The sequence below is a fragment of the Jiella mangrovi genome, from assembly GCF_017815135.1.
Lineage (GTDB): Bacteria > Pseudomonadota > Alphaproteobacteria > Rhizobiales > Rhizobiaceae > Jiella > Jiella mangrovi.
In genome coordinates this window covers 331,761-349,823 of record NZ_JAGJCF010000004.1, presented here as the reverse complement: position 1 = coordinate 349,823, position 18,063 = coordinate 331,761, and the positions used below count along the sequence as shown (strand labels likewise).

The following is an 18,063-nucleotide window of genomic DNA, read 5'->3' as shown; positions in this document are numbered from 1 at the left end:
TCGATGGCGCCGACCGTGAGGCTGCCGGTCGAGTCGCGGGAGATCGAGGAGACGATCTGCTTGTCGGCCGAAGCGTCGGTGTTCGACAGCCAGTTTTGACCCGAGAAGGAAGCCGAGTCGGAGATCGTCTGCAGCTGCTCCTGCAACGCGTCGATCTCGGCCTGGATCTTGGTCTTGTCGACGCCGTCCGAGGTGGCGGTGGTCAGCTTGGCCTTGATCTCGGACAGAACGTCCTTGGTCGCGTCGAGGCCGGTATAGGCGGCGTCGACCGTGGCGGCGCCGATGCCGAGCGAATCGACGACGGCCGACAGGGCCTGGTTGTCGGAGCGCATGGTGGTCGCGATCGACCAGTAGGCGGCGTTGTCCTGGGCCTCGGCGACGCGATAGCCGGTGGAGATGCGGGACTGCGTCTCGTCGAGCGAGCTGTTGATCGACTGAAGGCTCTGAAGAGCCGTCATCGCGGAGGAATTCGTCATGATGGAGGTCATTGCAAGCGTCCCATACGCAAGTATTACTAAGAATTGGGACAATCCGGATCAGCCGGGATAACGAAACGGCATCATGCCCGTGGTCTGTTTTACTACTCGTTCGACCACTTCGCTATGAAGGCAGAATGCCGCCCAGATGCCTTCTGATGTCTTAACTGCCGAATGCAAATGCCGCCATCGGGATTAAGACTACTTTTCATGGTTAAGTATGACTCAATCACCTTGGTTAATACGACGATAAAATAAGGTTAAATTACTATATCAGCCATTCTGCCGAAAACGAAAAAGGCCGCCCGATGGGCGGCCTTTCGCGTAACTCGACAGAGGATCTGTCAGGATCAGCCCTGGAAGAGCTGCATGATCGCCTGGCTGGAGGAGTTGGCGATCGACAGAGCCTGAACGCCGAGCTGCTGCTGGGTCTGCAGAGCTTTGAGCCGGGTCGACTCTTCGGTCATGTCGGCATCGACCAGCGTGCCGACGCCGGTGTCGATCGTGTCCATGAGCGCGGCCACGAACTCCTGCTGCATGTCGATGCGGTTCTGCACGGCGCCGAGGCTGGCCGCTGCGGTCGTGACCTGAGACAGCGCCTCGTCGACAACCTTGATATAGGCCTTGATCTGATCCGAGGTCGCAGCGGAGATATCGATGTCCTCCACGCTCGTCGAGAAGAGGCCCGTCGCCGATGCCGTGGTGTCGGTCGCGACGAGGCCCATATCGGCAATCGCAATGCCGGTGGTGCCGCCCGTGGCCGCGTTGGTGACCGTGAAGGAGTCCAGCGACTTGAAGCTCACGGCATGGGTCGCCGTGTCGATCACGACCTCGATGCCTTCGATGCCGGCATCCGACAGTGCCTGCTCGTAGACGGCCTTCATATCAGCGTCCGAACGGATCACCGTGCCTGAAAGCCCCGCATCCTCAAGGGTCGCCTGAGTGATCTCGACGGTGCGAGCCGCCTCGCCGTTCTGCGACACCGAGAAGGAGATCTTGTCGTCGGTCGCGGCGAAGTCGATCGCCGTGGTCTCGACCGTGGTGGTGCCGAGAGCGCCCTCGAACTGGTCGATGTCGATGGTATTGTCCATCAGACCGGCGCCGTCGGAATACATCCGGATATTGGTGATGTCGACGGTGATCGCGCCGACCGACAGCGTTCCGTCCGTGCCGCGGGACAAGGAGGAGATGATCTGCTTGTCGGTCGAGGCATCGGTGTTCGACAGCCAGTTCTGGCCCGAGAAGGAAGCCGAATCGGAGATCGTCTGCAGCTGTTCCTGCAGCGCGTCGATCTCGGCCTGGACCTTGGCGCGGTCGACACCGTCCGAAGTGGCGGTGGTCAGCTTGGCCTTGATCTCGGACAGAACGTCCTTGGCCGACGACAGGGCCGTGTAGCTCGTGTCGACGGTCGCAGCGCCGATACCAAGGGAATCGACGACGGCGGACATCGCCTCGTTGTCGGAGCGCATGGTCGTTGCGATCGACCAGTAGGCGGCGTTGTCCTTCGCCTCGGACACCCGGTAGCCAGTCGAGATCCGGTTCTGGGTCTCTTCCAGCATCGAGTTGGTGTTCTGAAGCGTCTGCAGGGCCGTCATCGCGGCGACGTTGGTGATGATACTCGTCATACTATTCAACCTTTACAGACAGGACGTCCCCTCATTGGATCCCGCCTTTTTTAAAGGCCCTTGCGTCATGCCGGCGCCGATGGTGTTAACCTAGATTGTTAACGTTAAACCGCAGTTAAAGCGCTGACGAATGACGGTCGCTGCGTCAGAAGAACGATCTGACGAGGGATCCGACGAGCATGTTCCAGCCGTCGATCAGGACGAAAAAAAGGATCTTGAACGGCAGCGAGATCACCGTCGGCGGCAGCATCATCATGCCCATCGACATGGTCAGCGTCGCGACGATCATGTCGATGACGAGAAACGGCAGAACGATGAGGAAGCCGATCTCGAAACCGCGACGCAGCTCGGAAATCATGAAAGCGGGGATCAGCACCCTCAGATCGACATCGCGCTCGTCGGCGGCCCCCTGCTCCTCCGGCTCGACGCGGTCACGACTGTTCGAGGACGCCAGACTGTCGAACAGGGACAGGTCCGACGGGCGAACCTGCGTCAGCATGAAATCCTTGAACGGCTCGGAAATCCGGTAGAACGCCTCCTCCTCGGTGATCTGGTTTTCCAGCATCGGCTGCAGGCCGTCCCGCCACGCCTTGTCGAAGGTCGGCGCCATGACGAAAAACGTCATGAACAGGGCCAGCGAAATCAGGATCAGATTGGCCGGCGTCGTCTGCAGTCCAAGACCGCTTCTGAGAATTGACAGGGCAATGACGATACGGGTGAAGGAGGTGACCATCACCAGAAGGCCGGGCGCGATCGACAGCACCGTGACGATGCCGAAGAGCTGCACGATGCGGCCGGAGACCGAGGCGTCGCCCTCGGGAAGAAGGTCCGACAGCGTCTGCGTCATGCTGTTCGAGGACTGAGCGAAGCCCGGATGGGCCGCATAAAGGACGGCGATGCCGGCGAGCCCGGCAATGACGAGACCGCGTCTCATTCTGCGACCATCGTGCGAATGAGATAGTCGACGACGGCCGGCGAGCGCAGCTTGGCACGTTCGCGAAGGTCGTCGCGCAGGTGCAGGAGGCCGCGCGATCCTTCCACCTGCGCGAGCTGGACAGATCGCAGAAAGGCCAGCGTGTCGGCTTCGATCTGCGCCGCAAGCACCTCGCTGTTGACGCTGCCATCCTGCTCGATGACGAGAGAAGCCTCGATCCGCAGCCAGGAATCCTCGGGGGCGTAGATGTTGGTGAGCACCGGATTGAGCGCGACGAGCTCGAGCGGCGTCTCGGTCTCCTCGGCTTTCTCGATATCGGACTTCGAATCGCCTTTTTCGGCGTCGTGCGGATCGGCCTCGGCCGTCTTCGCCTCGGCCACAGGCGGCGGCTCGCTGGAGCCAAGCATCGCGCCGAGCCCTGCCCCGGCGCCGGCGGCGATCAGCGTCACGACGGCGACGGCGAGGATGGTCGGCATCATGCCGCCCTTTTTCTTGCCGTCGTCTTCAAGTTCCGGAATCTGGATCTCGGCCATCGAGCTTAAGCCTTTGTTCTCAAGGTCTGGCCCCGCGGATCGTCATGTCCCGCGCGGCTTGACCGCTCGATCACTCGATAAACCGGCTTGCTATCGCGGAACTTGCGGGGGACGGCCGGACAGGCATCCGCGACATGGCAAAGCCGCCGGCGAGACCGATGTCCCGCCGGCGGCAGCGCTCACTCTTCACGCATGTGCGTCAGTATGGCGCAACGATGTCGTAGACCTGCTGGCCCCAGCCCGGCTGCTGGACTTCCGTCAGGCGGCCACGGCCACCGTAGGAAATCCGCGCTTCGGCGATCTTGTCGTAGTCGATCGTGTTGTTCGGCAGGATGTCGCGCGGCCGGATGATGCCGGCGATCGACAGAACCCGAACCTCGAAATTGACCCGGATCTCCTGCTGGCCGGCAATGAAGAGATTGCCGTTGGGCAGCTTCTGGGTCACGACGGCGGCGACCGAGAGGTTGATCGTTTCCGAACGGGAGACCTTGCCCTTGCCTTCGGCCTCGCTCGAACCGTCCGCCGACAGCGAGGTATCGACATCCGGCAGCACCCAGTTTCCGAGGAAACCGCCAAGTCCCAGCGACGCATCGACACCGGATGTCCGCGAGCGCTGCGAATTGTTGTCGAGTGACGCCTCGTCCTTGATCTCGATCTTGACGGTCACGATGTCTCCGGCGCTGAGCGCCCGGGGATCCTGGTAGAAATCCGCCCGGTCGTCCGACCAGAGCGAATGGCGCGTCGAGGGAGCGGAGGCGGGAAACGCCGCCGGCTGGATGGTGACCGGCGGATATGCGGAGAGCCCGCTGCCCACCGGCGAGAGGTGCGGCTCGCGCAGCGCGTCCTCCTTGGTCGTTGAACAGCCTGCAAGAGCTACAAGCGCCGCGACGACGGCAAGACGTGTGGTCACGAACGCTTCTCCGAGGCAGCCGATCCGCCATTGGTGCCGGCGGCGGTCTTCTGGACGATCCGGCTGGCGATCTCGGCAGCGGTGTTGACATCCATCTCGCTGAGGATGGAGCTTGCCTGGCGAGGCTTCAGCTTGACGAGAACGGAGGCCGCAGCGTCACGGTCCAGCTTGGAAAGCTGGCCGGCGGCAGAACTCGGATCCATCTTGGCGTAGATCTCGACGACGATGCCAGACGCACTGTCGAGGAACTTCTTGCGCTCCTTCTGCCACTCCTTGTAGTCGGCCCGCCGGCGGTCGAGATCGTCGATCTGCTTGACGATTTCGCTCTCTAGTTCCTTCAGCTTCGCCTGCTGCAGGGAATAGCGCTTTTCCTGCGCCCGATCGGCGATGTTGAGGCAGTATTTCTCGACCTCGGTCGTCGGCTTCGGACCTTCGACCGGATCACCGTTCTCGTCGAGGACGCGCACTTCCTGAGGCGGGATCACCGGCTTTTCGCCCGCCTTCTGGCCGCCATGCCCGCCATCACCGGCGGCCTGCGCTGGAAGGGCGGAGAAGCAGAGGGCCGCCACGGCCGCGACCGCCATCAGGGCCTTCGAGGTCTTGTGTGATTGTCTCATCATTGCACCACGAGTTCAGCCTGGAGGGCACCGGCCGTCTTGATCGCCTGCAGGACCGCGATGATCCCGGTCGGCTTGAGCCCGATGCGGTTGAGGCCGCGAACGACCGTTTCGAGATCGGCGCCACCGACGAAGGCGAAGTTGCCGCCGTCCTGCTGGACTTCGACGAGGGTTTCCGATGTCACCACCGTCTGGCCGTCGGACAGCGGCGGCGGCTGCGAGACCGACGGCAGCTCGCTCACGCGGACGGTCAGGTTGCCGTGGGTCAGCGCCACCGTGGAGATCTGAACGTCCTTGCCGATCACCACCGTTCCGGTGCGCTCGTCGATGACGACGCGGGCGGGCTGGTCGGGCGCGACCCTCAGATCGCCGAGTTCGGCGAGAAAACGCGTCGCCGTGACCTTCTTGGGACGACGCAGATGCACCGTGCGCAGATCTTCCTCCTGCGCGACCGCAACGCCCCAGCGCTTCACTGCATAGTCGTTGACGACATCGACGATGCGAATCGCCGTCTTGAAGTCCGGATTGAAAAGTTCGTAGGCGAGCTTGCCGTCGTCGTTGAACGAGCCGGGAACCTCCCGCTCGACCAGCGCACCATTGGCGATGCGCCCGGTCGTCGGCACGCCTTGCGTCAGCGTCTCGCTGTCGCCCTGGGAGCTGAATCCGGAGACCGCGAGCGCACCCTGGGCGACCGCGTAGATCTCGCCGTCGGCCCCGTAGAGCGGCGTCATCACCAGCGTTCCGCCCATGAGGGAGTTCGCGTCGCCGAGCGACGAGACCGTCACGTCGATCCGCTGACCGGTGCCGATGAACGGCGGCAGCTCCGCTGTCACGGTCACGGCCGCGACGTTCTTGCCGCGGGCGCTCTGGGAGCGGATGTTGACGCCCATGCGATCGAGCATCGACTGCAGCGACTGCTCCGTGAAGGGCGAATTGCGCATCGAATCGCCGCTGCCCTGCAGGCCGACGACGAGGCCGTAGCCGACGAGCTGGTTGGCCCTGACCCCGCGCACGGAGGTGATGTCCTTGATCCGCACGGTCCCGATCGCCGAGGCGGGATCGCCGCGCACAGGCCGGAAGGGCTCGTTATAGCTGCGCTCGGCGCGCATCTGGCGGCTGGCCACGACGTCGGCCGCTTGCGCCGTCTGGACGAGACAGACCAGCGCGAGAGCCGCCCGGGCGATGCGAAATAATCTCATCCCTCGATCCTGATCGTTCCGTCGGAGGCGACGACACCCGACACGACGATGCCGCTGTCGATGTTGCGGACCTTCACGACGTCTCCCGTGGCGCCGGAGCCCAGCGCCGTGCCGATCCCGGTGATGACGAGGCTCTCCTCGCGATAGATGAGGGTGACCTGAGCGCCGGCCTTGACGAGGTCCGGCAGCGCGATGTCGGTCAGTCGGATGGCGTTGCCGGGCAGAAGCGTGCGCTTGGCGACCATGCCCTCGAGCATGGTCTCGTTCAGCGCGAAAAGTTCGATCTTGTCGTCCTTGACGATGAAGGCGCTGGTGGTAAGGCCGCGCTCGGCGATGCTCTGGCCCGGATAGACGATGGTGACGGGCACCGGCATCTCCATCTCGGCAGCCCCCGCAGGCAGCGCCGCGAGAAGCGCGGCGCCAAGGCCTGGCAAGGCAAGCCTCAAGACGCGACGAATAACCCCTGCGATCGGATGCGCGCGGCGAAGCATCGCGTTACCTCATGCCCTTCGAAACGACGCTCGACATCTCGTCGGCGGCGGTGATCACCTTCGAATTCATCTCGTAGGCGCGCTGGGCCGAGATCAGCTCGGAGATTTCCTTGACCGGATCGACGTTGGAATCCTCGAGATAGCCCTGGTTGATCGTCCCGTAGCCTTCCTCGCCGGCCACCCCTGCCACCGGTGCGCCGGAGGCGACGGTCTCGCGGAAAAGGTTACCGCCCTGGGCGGAGAGGCCCGCATCGTTCGGGAAGGTGGCGATGGTCAGCTGGCCGAGCAGCTGCGGGTCCACCTGCCCGTCGATCGTCGCATAGACCTCGCCGCTGGCGTTGACGGTCACCTCGGTCGTGTTGGTCGGCACCGTCAGGCCCGGATCGACGAGGAAGCCGTCGAGGGTGACGAGCTGGCCGTTGGCGTTGGTGTTGAAAGCGCCATCGCGGCTGTAGAGCGTCTCGCCGCCCGGACCCTGGATCTGGAACCAGCCATTGCCGTTGATCGCGAGATCCAGCTTGTTGCCGGTCTGGTTCAGCGTGCCCTGGAGATGAACGTTGCGGATCGCGGCGAGGCGAACGCCGAGACCGAGCTGGGCGCCTTCGGGAACGACTCCCTCGCCGCCCCGATTGGGAACGCCCTGCATCCGCTCGACCTGATAGAGAAGATCGGTGAATTCCGCCCGTGCCCGCTTGAAGCCGGTGGTGTTGATGTTCGCGATATTGTTCGCGATCACTTCGACATTCGTCTGCTGGGCGTTCATGCCGGTCGCGGCAATGGCGAGTGCACGCATGGGAAACTCCGTGATTGGCTGTTGCCCGCGATCGCGACGTCGCGCCGCGGGTAAACTGAGGTGGCGGGTGCTGCGCGACCGGCAGACTTGGGAAGCGCGTCAGCGCGGCGGGGTGGCCGCGTCGACGCTGCGCGCGTCAGATCGACATGCGCGAGAGTTCGAGATAGGCGGCGACGGTCTTGTCGCGGATGGCGATGGCCGTCTGCAGGGTGCGCTCGGCATCCATCACGGCCTCTACGACGGCCTGGGTGGAGGCCTCGCCGGTGACGCCCTTGATCGAGGTCGCCTCGGCCGTCTTCACGGTCGAGACCGCGTCGGAGGCGATCTGCGTCAGGACAGCGCCGAAGCCCTGTCCGCCGATTTCGGTGCTGCGCGATGCGCCGCCGGTCACGAGCCCGCTGGTGGGGGCGAGGTCGACTTTGGGAAGGGCCGATCCGATTGCCGGAATCATGGTCAACTCCTCAGGAGATCAATGGTCATGGTGATCAGCTCGCGGGCCTGCTTGACGACTTGCAGATTGGCCTCGTACGAGCGGTTCGCTTCGCGCATGTCCGCCATTTCGATCAGCATGTTGACGTTCGGCGTCTTGACGTAGCCGTCTGCGTTGGCGGCCGGATTGCCGGGGTCGTGCTCGATCGTGAACGGGCTGGTGTCGCGTCCAACGCTGCTCACCTTCACGAGGTCCGCGCCGGTCATGCGGTCGAGTTCCGCTTGAAAGCTCACGGTCTTGCGCTGATAGGGATCGGCACCGGCCACATCGCCCGTCGTGTTGACGTTGGCGATGTTCTCCGAGACGACGCGAAGGCGAGTCGACTGAGCGGAAAGCCCGCTCGCGGCGATTTTCAGCGAAGAGACGATCGGGTCCATCATGGCGGATTATCCTTTCACCGTATTGAGCATCATCCGGTGGAAGGCCTTCATGACCGAGGAGTTGAGCGAGTAGGAGCGGGAGATCTCACCCGTCTTCAGCATCTCTTCCTCGATCGTCACGCTCTTGTCGGTGGCGGCCACGGTCCAGTCCTGGTGACCGGTGCGCGCTACGCCTTCGCTCGAACCACCGCCCAGCGCGATATGCGCCTTGTCATCTGCCGCCATGCGCATCCCGACGTCCTTCATGACGTCATCGAAGGCAGCAATTTCCTTGGTCTTGTAATCTGGCGTATCGGCATTGGCGACGTTCTCGGCGACCACGGCCTGACGAGCGGTCAGCCACGAGTTGCGCTGCGAGGTGAGGCCAAAGAGATAAACATTGTCCATTTCGAAACTTCCGTTGCTTCGACTGGCCCGGTTCTATGACGAAGCACTTGTCCGAAACTTGTAGGGAAGCCCCGACGCTGGCGCCGGCAGGAGCAAATACTGGTGATGGCGGACTGAATCGATGGTCCGAATCGGACCTGCCGCGTGCAGCCTTGCGCATGCAATCAAAAGACTTTGGGGAAACGGACAGGCCCCGATCGCCTGTCGTGGCCCGGCAACTCAAGGCCCGTCATCGAAGGCAGGAAGCGGTAAGGTCCAGGACTTGTGCTAAAGGATTTCGTGCGGACGCAAACGCCCCCCGGCGGATCAGCAACTCCGGTAATGTCGTCGGGAGAAGACGGATCGACGAGCCCGGACGGCGACCGGCACGAGCCGTGCGCCGCGCGTTGAAGAGCCCGCCGGAAGAAGGCTGCGAGACGGCAGAAGCCCAAGGCCCATCATCCGAATTTTCGTGCGGCGCCTGAGGCGGCTCATCGATTATCCGGGACGACGAACGCTGCGGCTTGAAACCTTGTCGCAGGCTGGCGGACGGTGGGGCCGGACGCCGATCGGGAAAACAATTTTGAGATACGCCATAAGGGCGAGCAAGCGGGCGGGCAAACGCTGAAGCGTTGCAACCCGCCCGATCTGCCGTCGGCCAATGACCGTGCCGACGACGGTCAGTCCGGCATCTTCAGATGAGCGTCGGCGATGGCGTTCATCAGATGCACCAGTTCCTCGTCCTGGGTGGCAGGGCGTTCGTCGAAACTGATATGGACAATGTCGACCGCGGCCGTGGTCGCGCCCAGTTCCAGATGGAAATGAGCCGTCACCCCGGCGTGCCGAAACTCCAGAGCAAGCATGATGATGGGAACCTCGCCCCATTTCAGTTGCACCTCGCCGCCATCGGCGAAGCGCAGGACGCCCGGCTTCAGATAGAGCTCCGAAGAAGACGTGATGATGTCGGCGAGGTTGCCGAACCGTTCGAGACGAAGAAAGGCAACGTAGTCGACAACGTCGACGAGCCGCAGTTCCGCCGCCACTTCCTTGATGCCGTCCGCGAGCGCACGCTCACGCGACATGGTCGATCTTTTTCTGATATCGAGCATGACTAAGCCGTGGCAACTCCCATTTTGATCCCCGACCGAGTGTAAAGATAATAGATGATTTCGGCGACGGCCTTGAAAAACTGAGGCGGTATCATCTGGTCGATTTCTACATGATCGTACATTGACCTTGCCAAGAGCTTGTCTTCGATGACGGGAACGTTATTGGCTTCGGCAAGTTCGCGAATTTTCAGGGCCAGTAGATCGGTTCCTTTTGCAACTACCATCGGCGCGCCGCCCTCTTCACGCGAATAGCGAAGGGCGATGGCGTAGTGGGTCGGGTTGGCGATGACGAGCGTGGCTTTCGGCACTTCCGCCATCATCCGACGGCGGATCCGCTCGCGCGCGATCTGGCGCTGGCGGGCCTTGACCATCGGGTTGCCCTCCATCTGCTTGGCCTCGTCCTTGATGTCCTGCTTCGACATCATCAGATCGCGCTTCCAGTGCATGCGCGAAAGCGCGATGTCGGCCGCGACCAGCAGGATCGTCGCGATCGAGACCGACGACAGGAGCTTCATCGCCATTTCCAGGATGAGTTCCGGCAACAGCACGGGATCGGCGTACATGCTCTTCAACATCGTCGGGAAACCCGAAACGAGGATGGAGCCGACAATGACGCCAACGGCGATAAACTTGAACATGGACTTGCCGAACTCCGTCACGCCCCTGAGGCCGAATATTCGGCTGAAACCGGACGAAATGGAAATGTGCGAAGCCTTCGGAACGATCCGTTCGAAATTGATCTGCGGCGCATTTTGCAGAAGCGATGCGACAACGCCGCCGCCGATGAACAGCAGCAGCGCAGGCATGACGAAGCGATAGGTCTCCACCGCGAAGAGTGTAAGCACGTGTAAGGCATCGGCCCCCGTCTCCAACTCCCATTGGAGCGGATTTTCCATCGTCGACTCGAGAGCAAGGAGAAGGTGCGACGCACCCTCCCTCACCTGAAGGACGAAGAAGGCCATCGCCGCCAGAAGCGAAGCGAGGATCGGAGCCTCACGCGAAACCGGAAGGTTTCCCTTCTCCACGGTGTCGCGGATTTTCTTTTCCGTCGGCTGCTCTGTCTTTGAGGATTTATCCTCGTCCGACAACGATCTACCCCCTCAAGCCGTTGACGTTGGATGAACCAAAAGCCGCCGGTCTGATATTACGGTTGCGTATCCGTTACTTTGCGGAGAGGCGAGGGCCAGGCCGCGACGGCCGGACCGTTATTCGTCGGCCTGCTCGCGCAGGACGAGCTTGCCCTCGCCGGCAAGCCGCAACGCTTCCTTGGCGATCTCCCGGCGAGCGCCGTCGATCTCGGCTTTCGGGACGGAAGCCTCCTGCTTGAGCTCGGCCTCCGCCATGCGCCGGGCCCTGGCACCGAGCGATGCGAGAACGAGTTCGACGATCTCGGTGCTGGCGCCGCGCAGAGCCTTGATGAGGACATCCGATTCGACCGCGTCGAACAGGGTAAGCCTCGAGCGAAGCGGCAGCGACGGCAGGTCGTCGAAGGCGAACAGCAGCTTTTCCAGAGCCTCGGCGTCCTTCGGACGCGTCGAGCGGAGCGAGCTGAGGATTTCCTCCGACGAATCCTTGTCGAGCCGATTGACGATTTCGGCGAGAAAAGCATGGCTACCGCCATCCTCGCTGTCATTCGACAACGCCAGGAAGTTGCGGCGGATCTGCCCTTCGAGGACGCTCTGCACCGTATATTGCAGCGGCTTCAGGGTCAGGATCCGGCGCATGATGTCATTGCGCATGGCCGGCGCGAACTCGCGGATCATCGAGGACGCCATGTCCGGCTCGACCTTGGCGAGAACGATCGCCACGAGCTGCGGATGCTCTGCGAGAAGCTTCTGCGCAAGCTGAGCCGGCTCGGCGGCCGCGACCGCTTCCCACACATTGCCTTCGTTCTGCATCTCGACCAGATCGGCCAGCGCGGGATCGCGACTGTCGGGATCGAAGATCGCGACATATTCTTCGCGCGACAGGGCGCTTTCGAGAAGTTCGGCCATTTCCTTGGCCGGCCCGGTCAACGCCGCGCCCTTCTTGAAGTAGCCTTGGAAATGCTCGACGACCTCGTCGATCTGCTCTGGTCCGACGGTCGGCAGCCTGGAGGCGCTCTCCCGAACGAGACGGATCTCGTCGGGCGAAAGATGTTTCAGGAGGCGGCCCGCGCCTTCGGCTCCAAGCGCGAGCAGCAAGATGGCTGCACGCGCTGTGCCGTCGTCGGGCATTCCTATCTGATCGGAGTAGGCGGCGACGATGGACATGGCGGATCAGGCGGCGCGCGACTTGCGGGCCTGCAGCTTGGAGCCGGGCTTGGCAACGTCCGTCAAAGTGATTCCGAAGCGCTGTTCTTCCTTGTCGATGACGACGATCTCGCCGCGGGCGACGATCCGGCCGTTGACGACCACGTCGACCGTCTCGCCCACCTTGGTGTCGAGCTTGACGACGGCGCCGCGGCCGAGCTTCAAGATGTTGGCGACGGTCATCGTCGCGGAGCCCAGAACGACCTGCATCGTCACCGGCACGTCCATGACGAGGTCGAGATCGACCCGCTCGGAGACGGGCTGCGCCGGCGCTACCGGTGCCTCATCATCGTCTTCGTCGTCGTCGGCCGCTTCGGCCGCTGCCAGCGCCGCGGCCGGATCAAATCCCGAGGGCATCTCGAAGCCGCCGAGATCGGAATCGTCATCGTCGCCGGTGTCTTCGAGATCTAGGTCCAGTTCGGAATCGATCATGGCGTGGTCTTCCCAAGTCTTGAATCATCGTACGGTTGGCGGTTCGGCGCAGCTTGCCCCTCGTCGAGGACTAGCGTTTCAGGCTGGCGTGAAGCCTGTCCTGCGCAGCCGCGAAGAAATCGCGATAGGTCTCGTGCTCCTGGGACTCGGCCGCCGGGGCGATTCGAACGATGTTCGCATCGGCGCGGCCGACGAGTTCGGCGAGGCGCTCGGATACTTCGTGGGCGTCCGCAAGCTGCCGTTCCAGGGCGCGAACCGCATCGACACCCTCGTGGCGCGCGGCGACGAGAGCGCCCGCCGCCCGGTTGAGCGAAGCTTCCGTATCGATCAGCGCCTGGGCGAGATCGGTCTGGCGCAGTTCGCGCAGTTCCGTGTGCATGCGACCGCACCGAAGAGCGGTGACGACCAGCGCGACCACGAGAAGAAGATCAATCAGATAGGATGTCATCGATGAATTCCTGAGCCGGGTCGATCCGTTCCTCGATTCGCAGGACATAGGAATCGCGAGAGCGCCCCACCTGCCCGCGAAACATCGGCCGATCCTCGCATTCGAGGGCAATGAGGCTGTTCAGGGCGACGTCGAGTTCGACGGTCGCGCCTACATGGAAACGGGCGACTTGCGAAAGCGGGATGTTCTTCTTGCAAAGAACCGCCTCGATCCTGAGGTCGCTCTGGGCAAAGCTTGCCTGGATGCCTTCCTTCCAGGCCTCGTCGGCATCCATGACGGGCTTTTCGGGCGTTCCGCTGAGATACCGGCGATGCGGCGTCAGGAAACTCTTCGGCAAGGCGAGCGCGAAGCCGGCCTGCAAGCCGGCCACCTCCATCTCGAATCGAAAGACGAAATATTGCTCCGGCTCATCGCCGAGCATCTCGGCGAGATCGGCCGCGCTCGTGAAATTGCCGAGGGACATCTCGAACGGCGCCATCGGCCGGAAAACCTTCGAGGCTGTCTCCAGCACCTTGGCGTAGAACAGCCGGACGAAGTGCTGGTCGAGCGCCGTCGGTTCGCGGCTTTCTGCAAGCTCCGGCGAAGGCTCGCAGCCAAGGAAGGTCGCAAGGATCGCCTCGACCAGCTTGCGGTCTGCGATGACGAAACTCTGCCTGGGAAAGCGATTCGACAAGAGCGGCGCAATCAGCGACCTGGCCAGTTCGGCATCGTCGGGATCGGGCGCGTTCTCGAGCTCGCACTGCTGGTAGGCGATCTCCAACTTCCCGGAGGCGAGGTCCTTGAGCCTTGCAGTCAGCTCTTCGGTCCAGGTCTCGCAGATGTAAGCCAGCCGGGGAAGCCGCGCCGGATCCAGCTCGTTCGCGTTCTTGAGACGAGCATGGATTTCGGCCGGGTCCGATGCGAAAGCAACCTCACTCATCGGATCAGGCACCCGAGCCGCCGCCGATGGTCTCGTTCTCGACCTGATCGATGGTCGGACGATCCGCGGCGGATATGACCTTGCGGCCGTATTCGAGAGCGACCTGCGGCATCGCGCCGTTCATGTAGGCGATCAGCGTCGCCTTGACGATGACGAAGACGCGGACCTGCTTCTCACGGACATATTTGATCTTCGCGCCGATCGGGCCGAACACGCCGTAGGAGAAGAAGATGCCGGCGAAGGTGCCGACGAGCGCGGCGCCGATCAGGTGACCGAGGACTTCCGGTGGCTGGTCGAGCGCGCCCATCGCCTTGATGACGCCGAGAACCGCAGCGACGATGCCGATCGCCGGCAGGCCGTCGGTGACGTCCTGGAGAGCGTGCTTGGCCTTGAGCAGGTCGTGGTGAATGGTCTGGATCTCTTCTTCCATCAAAGCCTCGATCTCGTGCGGACGGGCGTTGCCGATGATGATGAGCCGGGCATAGTCGCAGATGAAGTTCAGCATCGAGGTGTTCGCGATGATGTTCGGATAGGCCTGGAAGATCGTCGACTCCTTCGGGTCGTCGATATGGGCCTCGACCTCGCTGCGCGACTTCGACCGCATCTCGCGCATCAGATTGTGCAGGAGACCCAGAACCTCGAGATAGTCGCTCTGGTGCGGCACCTTGTTCTTGAGGGCTTCGCCCATCGCCTTGCCGGTGTCCTTGATCGTCTTGGCGGAGTTGCCGATGATGAAGGTGCCGAGCGACGTGCCGAGAATGATGACGTATTCGAACGGCTGTACGAGCACTTCCAGATGACCGCCCATCGCGACGAAGCCACCGAGCATCGCGCCGAGTGCGACCACAAGGCCAATCAGAATTCCCATTTGAACCTCGAATACGCGTTTCTTCCGCCAAAGGGACTAAGGCAGAAGCGCTTGTGCGAGGCTTGTCCGGCGCCGCCATCCGCCCCCTGAAATTGCAGGGGCCTTGCCTGCCAGTCTGGGACAAGGCTTGACCCGCATTGTTCTGCCGACACTCCCGGGGCTCGTGGCCATTGTCGCGCCGCCTTCGGATCCTGATTTTCGTTCGTGAAAAGGATGATCATGGAAGCCTCGTTTCCGGTCGCCTTGTCGGCCCAGCTTGCCATCGAGAAACGGCTCGACACCCTCGCCCACAATCTCGCCAACATCAGAACCGCCGGCTTCCGCGCCGAGGAAGTGAAATTCGACGAGATGTTGAAGAAGGGCGACGGGTTCGGCGCCGATCCGATCAGCATGGCGTCGGAGGGAACGAGCTTTCTGTCGACGAAGAACGGCGAACTGACACAGACCAGCAATCCGCTCGATATGGCCGTCGCGGGAGACGCCTGGTTCGGCTTCCAGGGCCCGAACGGCACCGTCTACACCCGTGACGGGCGCATGCGGATCAACGAGGCGGGCACGGTCGAGACGCTGACCGGCTACCCGCTGCTCGATGCCGGCGGCGCCCAGATCCAGGTCGACCCGAATGGCGGCCCGCTGAACATCGCCCGCGATGGCATGATCACCCAGGCCGGCCAGCAGCTCGGCGCCGTCGGCCTGTTCACGATTCCGCCCACCGCAAAACTGACCCGTTTCGACACGTCCGGCGTCGTTCCCGACCAGGCGGCGCAGCCGGCGCTCGACTTCTCCCAGGCCGGCGTCATGCAGGGCTTCGTCGAGGGCTCGAACGTCAATCCGGTGCTCGAGATGACCCGCCTGATCTCGCTGCAGCGCGCATTCGAGAGCGCCGCCAACCTCGTTCAGTCGAACGAGCGCAGCCTTGGTGACGCGATCCAGACGCTTGGAGGCTCCAAATGAGCATAGCCACTGAAAAGCTCTCCGATTTCTCGGCACTCGAGGCACCGCGCATCTCGGTGTCGGGCCGGATCGTCGATGTCGGGCCGCAGTCCTTCCGCGTCGCAGGGCTGTCGCCCTTCGTGCGCCTCGGCGACTGCATCTCCTGTCCGGGCTCTTCGGGCGAGGAGATCGGCGAGGTCGTGCGGATCGAATCCGACAACCTGACGGTCAAACCCTTCGGGATCCGCTCGACGCTCGGCGTGAAAAGCCCGGCACGCCGGATCGGCCCCTACACCGTCGCCCCGACCGCCCAGTGGAAGGGCCGCGTCGTCAACGCCTTCGGCCAGGCCGTCGATGGCCTCGGACCGCTCGAAAAGGGCGAGCAGGAGCGCATTGCCGACGGCTCGCCTCCCCCGGCGCTCAAGCGCGGCCGCGTCGGCAGCCCGGTGCAGACCGGCATCCGCACGATCGACATCTTCACGCCGCTGGTCAAAGGCCAGCGCATCGGCATCTTCGCCGGTTCCGGCGTCGGCAAGTCGACGCTGATGGGCATGCTGTCGCGGGCAGAAGGCTTCGACACCGCCGTCGTCGCCCTTGTCGGCGAGCGCGGCCGCGAGGTGCGCGAATTCCTCGAGGAGACCATGGCCGGCGGTCTCGACAAGCTCGTCACCGTCGTCGCCACCGGCGACGAGAGCCCGATGATGCGCCGCCTCGCCCCGAAGACCGCGACGGCGATCGCCGAATATTTCCGCGACAAGGGCGAAAACGTCCTCCTGATCATCGACAGCGTCACCCGCCTCGCCCATGCCGCACGCGACGTCGCGCTGGCCGCCGGCGAGCCGCCGGTCGCCCGCGGCTATCCGCCGAGCGTCTTTTCCGAACTGCCGCAGCTTCTGGAGCGGGCCGGTCCCGGCTTCGAGGGATCGGGCACCATCACCGGCGTCTTTTCCGTCCTCGTCGACGGCGACGATCACAACGACCCGATCGCCGACGCCATCCGCGGCACGCTCGACGGCCATATCGTCCTCGACCGGGCGATCGCCGAGCAGGGCCGCTTCCCGGCCGTCGACGTTCTCAAATCGATCTCGCGCCTTGCCGGCCGCGCCTGGAACGCCCAGGAGCGCGAACTCGTCACGAGGCTGCGGGCGATGACCTCCCGCTTCGAGGACACGCGCGATCTCAGGCTCCTCGGCGGCTACACGAGGGGCTCGGACGCGACCCTCGACCAGGCGGTCGATCTCGTTCCCCATATCTACGACTACCTCGTGCAAAATCCCGGCGACCCGGTGACCGACAAGCCGTTCAAGGACCTGTCGAAGAAGCTCAAAGAGGCGTTCGCGCCGCCGTCGGCGGGGTAATCCGCAAGCGCCGATCGAAGCTGCTCGGCCGGAAAGGCCGAAATTGTCCTCTGTCCTCTAGAACAGGGGGCAAGCGCGGTATCAGCTCGCAGAAGCCACCAACTGACGATAGCTTCCGACCCATCGCCGTCGTTATTGACTTATGCTCCGCGCCCCCGAAAGCGGTCGTTTGAGGAGGAGATCCCTGCCAAGCCGGTGTCGCCGTTAGTCTGCGCCTTCGATCAGCCCATGCTCGTCGATACGGCACGCCCCGCTCCGAAGCCGTTCCGCCAAGTGGCGCAGCAGCGCCTCCATGTCGGACGCGACGAGAGGGCGGTACGTCTCGTCGTGGTAGTAGGTAAGAAGCTGTCCGGGCGTGCCCGCTTCGGCCGGGTCGAGATCGACGCACACATGGTCGCCTCCGCCATTCTCCATGATCGGGATCCAGCCGCGCGACCACCAGACAGCGCGGATTTCAGGCGGCACGTCGATCTGTGCGTGATCCTCGTCGTGGACGTTGATGCCATCGGGGAACTCATCGTTCAGGAACGCCGCATTCTCCACCACATCCTTGAGCGGGACGAGTTGGAACGCCCCCCATAAGCTGATGCGGTCGGGCGGCTGCCCGTCCGCCAGTTGGTAGAGGCGCCGGATGGCGGGTGGAAGGGCTACGCCCAGACGACGTTCCGCCTCGTCGATCTGATGATCGGACGCGGGCGGGTTGAAGGCGGGCGCCTTCTTGCCGTCCTGTGCCCCGATCCAGTCGGTGATGGTGCGGAAATTTTCGTCCAGTGTCATGGCAGATGTTCCATCGGGCGTCCTGTCATCGTTTCCATATCCTGGCCCCATCGACAAGAACGAGACGGCAAACACGAGTCCGCTTCCGATACCCAAAGACGCAAAGCGGACCAT

At 63.3% G+C, this 18,063-nt stretch carries 22 protein-coding genes; 2 read left to right on the top strand and 20 right to left on the bottom strand.

The window, feature by feature from the left end; genetic code table 11:
* The 19 genes from J6595_RS09150 to motA form a co-directional block, all read right to left on the bottom strand.
* The coding region (locus tag J6595_RS09150) for a flagellin N-terminal helical domain-containing protein (protein ID WP_483414001.1) at positions 1 to 488 on the bottom strand (488 nt) is incomplete at its 3' end.
* Between the two features lie 338 nt (positions 489 to 826).
* The gene (locus J6595_RS09145; protein WP_209594143.1) at positions 827 to 2,101 is read right to left on the bottom strand and encodes a flagellin N-terminal helical domain-containing protein; all 1,275 of its coding nucleotides are present in this window, start codon (positions 2,099 to 2,101) and stop codon (positions 827 to 829) included.
* A gap of 145 nt (positions 2,102 to 2,246) precedes the next feature.
* Positions 2,247 to 3,035, bottom strand: a complete 789-nt coding sequence (fliP, locus tag J6595_RS09140; protein ID WP_209594142.1) for a flagellar type III secretion system pore protein FliP — start codon at positions 3,033 to 3,035, stop codon at positions 2,247 to 2,249.
* Entirely contained in the window at positions 3,032 to 3,568 is a 537-nt protein-coding gene (locus J6595_RS09135; protein WP_209594141.1) for a flagellar basal body-associated FliL family protein, read from the bottom strand. The genes fliP and J6595_RS09135 overlap by 4 nt, the downstream gene beginning before the upstream one ends.
* 199 nt (positions 3,569 to 3,767) lie before the next feature.
* A complete protein-coding gene (flgH, locus tag J6595_RS09130) occupies positions 3,768 to 4,478 on the bottom strand; it encodes a flagellar basal body L-ring protein FlgH (protein WP_209594140.1) in 711 nt (236 codons plus the stop codon).
* Positions 4,475 to 5,095, bottom strand: coding sequence for a MotE family protein (locus J6595_RS09125; protein WP_209594139.1), 621 nt, complete (start codon positions 5,093 to 5,095; stop codon positions 4,475 to 4,477). Before J6595_RS09125 ends, flgH begins: the two co-directional genes overlap by 4 nt.
* Positions 5,095 to 6,294: a flagellar basal body P-ring protein FlgI gene (gene flgI / locus J6595_RS09120; protein ID WP_425342137.1), complete on the bottom strand. Its 1,200-nt coding sequence runs from the start codon at positions 6,292 to 6,294 to the stop codon at positions 5,095 to 5,097. The genes J6595_RS09125 and flgI overlap by 1 nt, the downstream gene beginning before the upstream one ends.
* Positions 6,291 to 6,728 (bottom strand): flagellar basal body P-ring formation chaperone FlgA, encoded by a 438-nt coding sequence (flgA, locus tag J6595_RS09115; protein WP_209594138.1) that lies wholly within the window; start codon positions 6,726 to 6,728, stop codon positions 6,291 to 6,293. Before flgA ends, flgI begins: the two co-directional genes overlap by 4 nt.
* 61 nt (positions 6,729 to 6,789) lie before the next feature.
* Positions 6,790 to 7,578, bottom strand: coding sequence for a flagellar basal-body rod protein FlgG (gene flgG, locus J6595_RS09110; protein ID WP_209594137.1), 789 nt, complete (start codon positions 7,576 to 7,578; stop codon positions 6,790 to 6,792).
* 136 nt (positions 7,579 to 7,714) lie between these two features.
* Positions 7,715 to 8,029, bottom strand: coding sequence for a flagellar hook-basal body complex protein FliE (gene fliE, locus J6595_RS09105; protein WP_209594136.1), 315 nt, complete (start codon positions 8,027 to 8,029; stop codon positions 7,715 to 7,717).
* 2 nt (positions 8,030 to 8,031) lie between these two features.
* Positions 8,032 to 8,445: a flagellar basal body rod protein FlgC gene (gene flgC, locus J6595_RS09100; RefSeq protein ID WP_209594177.1), complete on the bottom strand. Its 414-nt coding sequence runs from the start codon at positions 8,443 to 8,445 to the stop codon at positions 8,032 to 8,034.
* A gap of 9 nt (positions 8,446 to 8,454) precedes the next feature.
* Positions 8,455 to 8,835, bottom strand: coding sequence for a flagellar basal body protein (locus J6595_RS09095; RefSeq protein ID WP_209594135.1), 381 nt, complete (start codon positions 8,833 to 8,835; stop codon positions 8,455 to 8,457).
* A gap of 659 nt (positions 8,836 to 9,494) precedes the next feature.
* On the bottom strand, positions 9,495 to 9,896 hold the full coding sequence (locus tag J6595_RS09090; protein ID WP_209594134.1) for a hypothetical protein: 402 nt from the start codon (positions 9,894 to 9,896) through the stop codon (positions 9,495 to 9,497).
* Between the two features lie 29 nt (positions 9,897 to 9,925).
* On the bottom strand, positions 9,926 to 11,011 hold the full coding sequence (locus J6595_RS09085) for an EscU/YscU/HrcU family type III secretion system export apparatus switch protein (protein ID WP_209594133.1): 1,086 nt from the start codon (positions 11,009 to 11,011) through the stop codon (positions 9,926 to 9,928).
* 117 nt (positions 11,012 to 11,128) lie between these two features.
* Entirely contained in the window at positions 11,129 to 12,175 is a 1,047-nt protein-coding gene (locus J6595_RS09080) for a FliG C-terminal domain-containing protein (RefSeq protein WP_209594132.1), read from the bottom strand.
* 6 nt (positions 12,176 to 12,181) lie between these two features.
* A complete protein-coding gene (gene fliN, locus J6595_RS09075; protein WP_209594176.1) occupies positions 12,182 to 12,571 on the bottom strand; it encodes a flagellar motor switch protein FliN in 390 nt (129 codons plus the stop codon).
* Between the two features lie 145 nt (positions 12,572 to 12,716).
* Positions 12,717 to 13,094: a hypothetical protein gene (locus J6595_RS09070; protein ID WP_209594131.1), complete on the bottom strand. Its 378-nt coding sequence runs from the start codon at positions 13,092 to 13,094 to the stop codon at positions 12,717 to 12,719.
* Complete coding sequence (locus J6595_RS09065; protein ID WP_209594130.1) at positions 13,075 to 14,013, bottom strand: FliM/FliN family flagellar motor switch protein; 939 nt, start codon at positions 14,011 to 14,013, stop codon at positions 13,075 to 13,077. Before J6595_RS09065 ends, J6595_RS09070 begins: the two co-directional genes overlap by 20 nt.
* A 4-nt stretch (positions 14,014 to 14,017) precedes the next feature.
* Positions 14,018 to 14,881: a flagellar motor stator protein MotA gene (gene motA, locus J6595_RS09060; protein WP_209594129.1), complete on the bottom strand. Its 864-nt coding sequence runs from the start codon at positions 14,879 to 14,881 to the stop codon at positions 14,018 to 14,020.
* 219 nt (positions 14,882 to 15,100) lie between these two features.
* Between motA and flgF the strand changes: the two genes are divergently transcribed.
* Together flgF and fliI are read left to right on the top strand one after the other, a co-directional pair.
* Positions 15,101 to 15,835: a flagellar basal-body rod protein FlgF gene (flgF, locus tag J6595_RS09055; RefSeq protein WP_209594128.1), complete on the top strand. Its 735-nt coding sequence runs from the start codon at positions 15,101 to 15,103 to the stop codon at positions 15,833 to 15,835.
* Positions 15,832 to 17,172 (top strand): flagellar protein export ATPase FliI, encoded by a 1,341-nt coding sequence (gene fliI, locus J6595_RS09050; protein ID WP_209594127.1) that lies wholly within the window; start codon positions 15,832 to 15,834, stop codon positions 17,170 to 17,172. The genes flgF and fliI overlap by 4 nt, the downstream gene beginning before the upstream one ends.
* A 204-nt stretch (positions 17,173 to 17,376) precedes the next feature.
* Here fliI and J6595_RS09045 read toward each other — a convergent pair whose 3' ends face one another.
* Positions 17,377 to 17,949 carry an SMI1/KNR4 family protein gene (locus J6595_RS09045; RefSeq protein WP_209594126.1) on the bottom strand — a complete coding sequence of 191 codons (573 nt, stop codon included), beginning with the start codon at positions 17,947 to 17,949 and terminating at the stop codon, positions 17,377 to 17,379.
* Between the last annotated feature and the right edge of the window lie 114 nt (positions 17,950 to 18,063).

Coding starts and splice junctions, on each gene's coding strand:
- J6595_RS09145 (WP_209594143.1), bottom strand. CDS start 2,101: ATGACGAGTATCATCACCAACGTCGCCGCGATGACGGCCCTGCAGACG.
- fliP (WP_209594142.1), bottom strand. CDS start 3,035: ATGAGACGCGGTCTCGTCATTGCCGGGCTCGCCGGCATCGCCGTCCTT.
- J6595_RS09135 (WP_209594141.1), bottom strand. CDS start 3,568: ATGGCCGAGATCCAGATTCCGGAACTTGAAGACGACGGCAAGAAAAAG.
- J6595_RS09125 (WP_209594139.1), bottom strand. CDS start 5,095: ATGAGACAATCACACAAGACCTCGAAGGCCCTGATGGCGGTCGCGGCC.
- flgI (WP_425342137.1), bottom strand. CDS start 6,294: ATGAGATTATTTCGCATCGCCCGGGCGGCTCTCGCGCTGGTCTGTCTC.
- flgG (WP_209594137.1), bottom strand. CDS start 7,578: ATGCGTGCACTCGCCATTGCCGCGACCGGCATGAACGCCCAGCAGACG.
- fliE (WP_209594136.1), bottom strand. CDS start 8,029: ATGATTCCGGCAATCGGATCGGCCCTTCCCAAAGTCGACCTCGCCCCC.
- flgC (WP_209594177.1), bottom strand. CDS start 8,445: ATGGACCCGATCGTCTCTTCGCTGAAAATCGCCGCGAGCGGGCTTTCC.
- J6595_RS09095 (WP_209594135.1), bottom strand. CDS start 8,835: ATGGACAATGTTTATCTCTTTGGCCTCACCTCGCAGCGCAACTCGTGG.
- J6595_RS09090 (WP_209594134.1), bottom strand. CDS start 9,896: ATGTCGCGTGAGCGTGCGCTCGCGGACGGCATCAAGGAAGTGGCGGCG.
- J6595_RS09080 (WP_209594132.1), bottom strand. CDS start 12,175: ATGTCCATCGTCGCCGCCTACTCCGATCAGATAGGAATGCCCGACGAC.
- fliN (WP_209594176.1), bottom strand. CDS start 12,571: ATGCCCTCGGGATTTGATCCGGCCGCGGCGCTGGCAGCGGCCGAAGCG.
- J6595_RS09070 (WP_209594131.1), bottom strand. CDS start 13,094: ATGACATCCTATCTGATTGATCTTCTTCTCGTGGTCGCGCTGGTCGTC.
- J6595_RS09065 (WP_209594130.1), bottom strand. CDS start 14,013: ATGAGTGAGGTTGCTTTCGCATCGGACCCGGCCGAAATCCATGCTCGT.
- motA (WP_209594129.1), bottom strand. CDS start 14,881: ATGGGAATTCTGATTGGCCTTGTGGTCGCACTCGGCGCGATGCTCGGT.
- flgF (WP_209594128.1), top strand. CDS start 15,101: ATGGAAGCCTCGTTTCCGGTCGCCTTGTCGGCCCAGCTTGCCATCGAG.
- fliI (WP_209594127.1), top strand. CDS start 15,832: ATGAGCATAGCCACTGAAAAGCTCTCCGATTTCTCGGCACTCGAGGCA.
- J6595_RS09045 (WP_209594126.1), bottom strand. CDS start 17,949: ATGACACTGGACGAAAATTTCCGCACCATCACCGACTGGATCGGGGCA.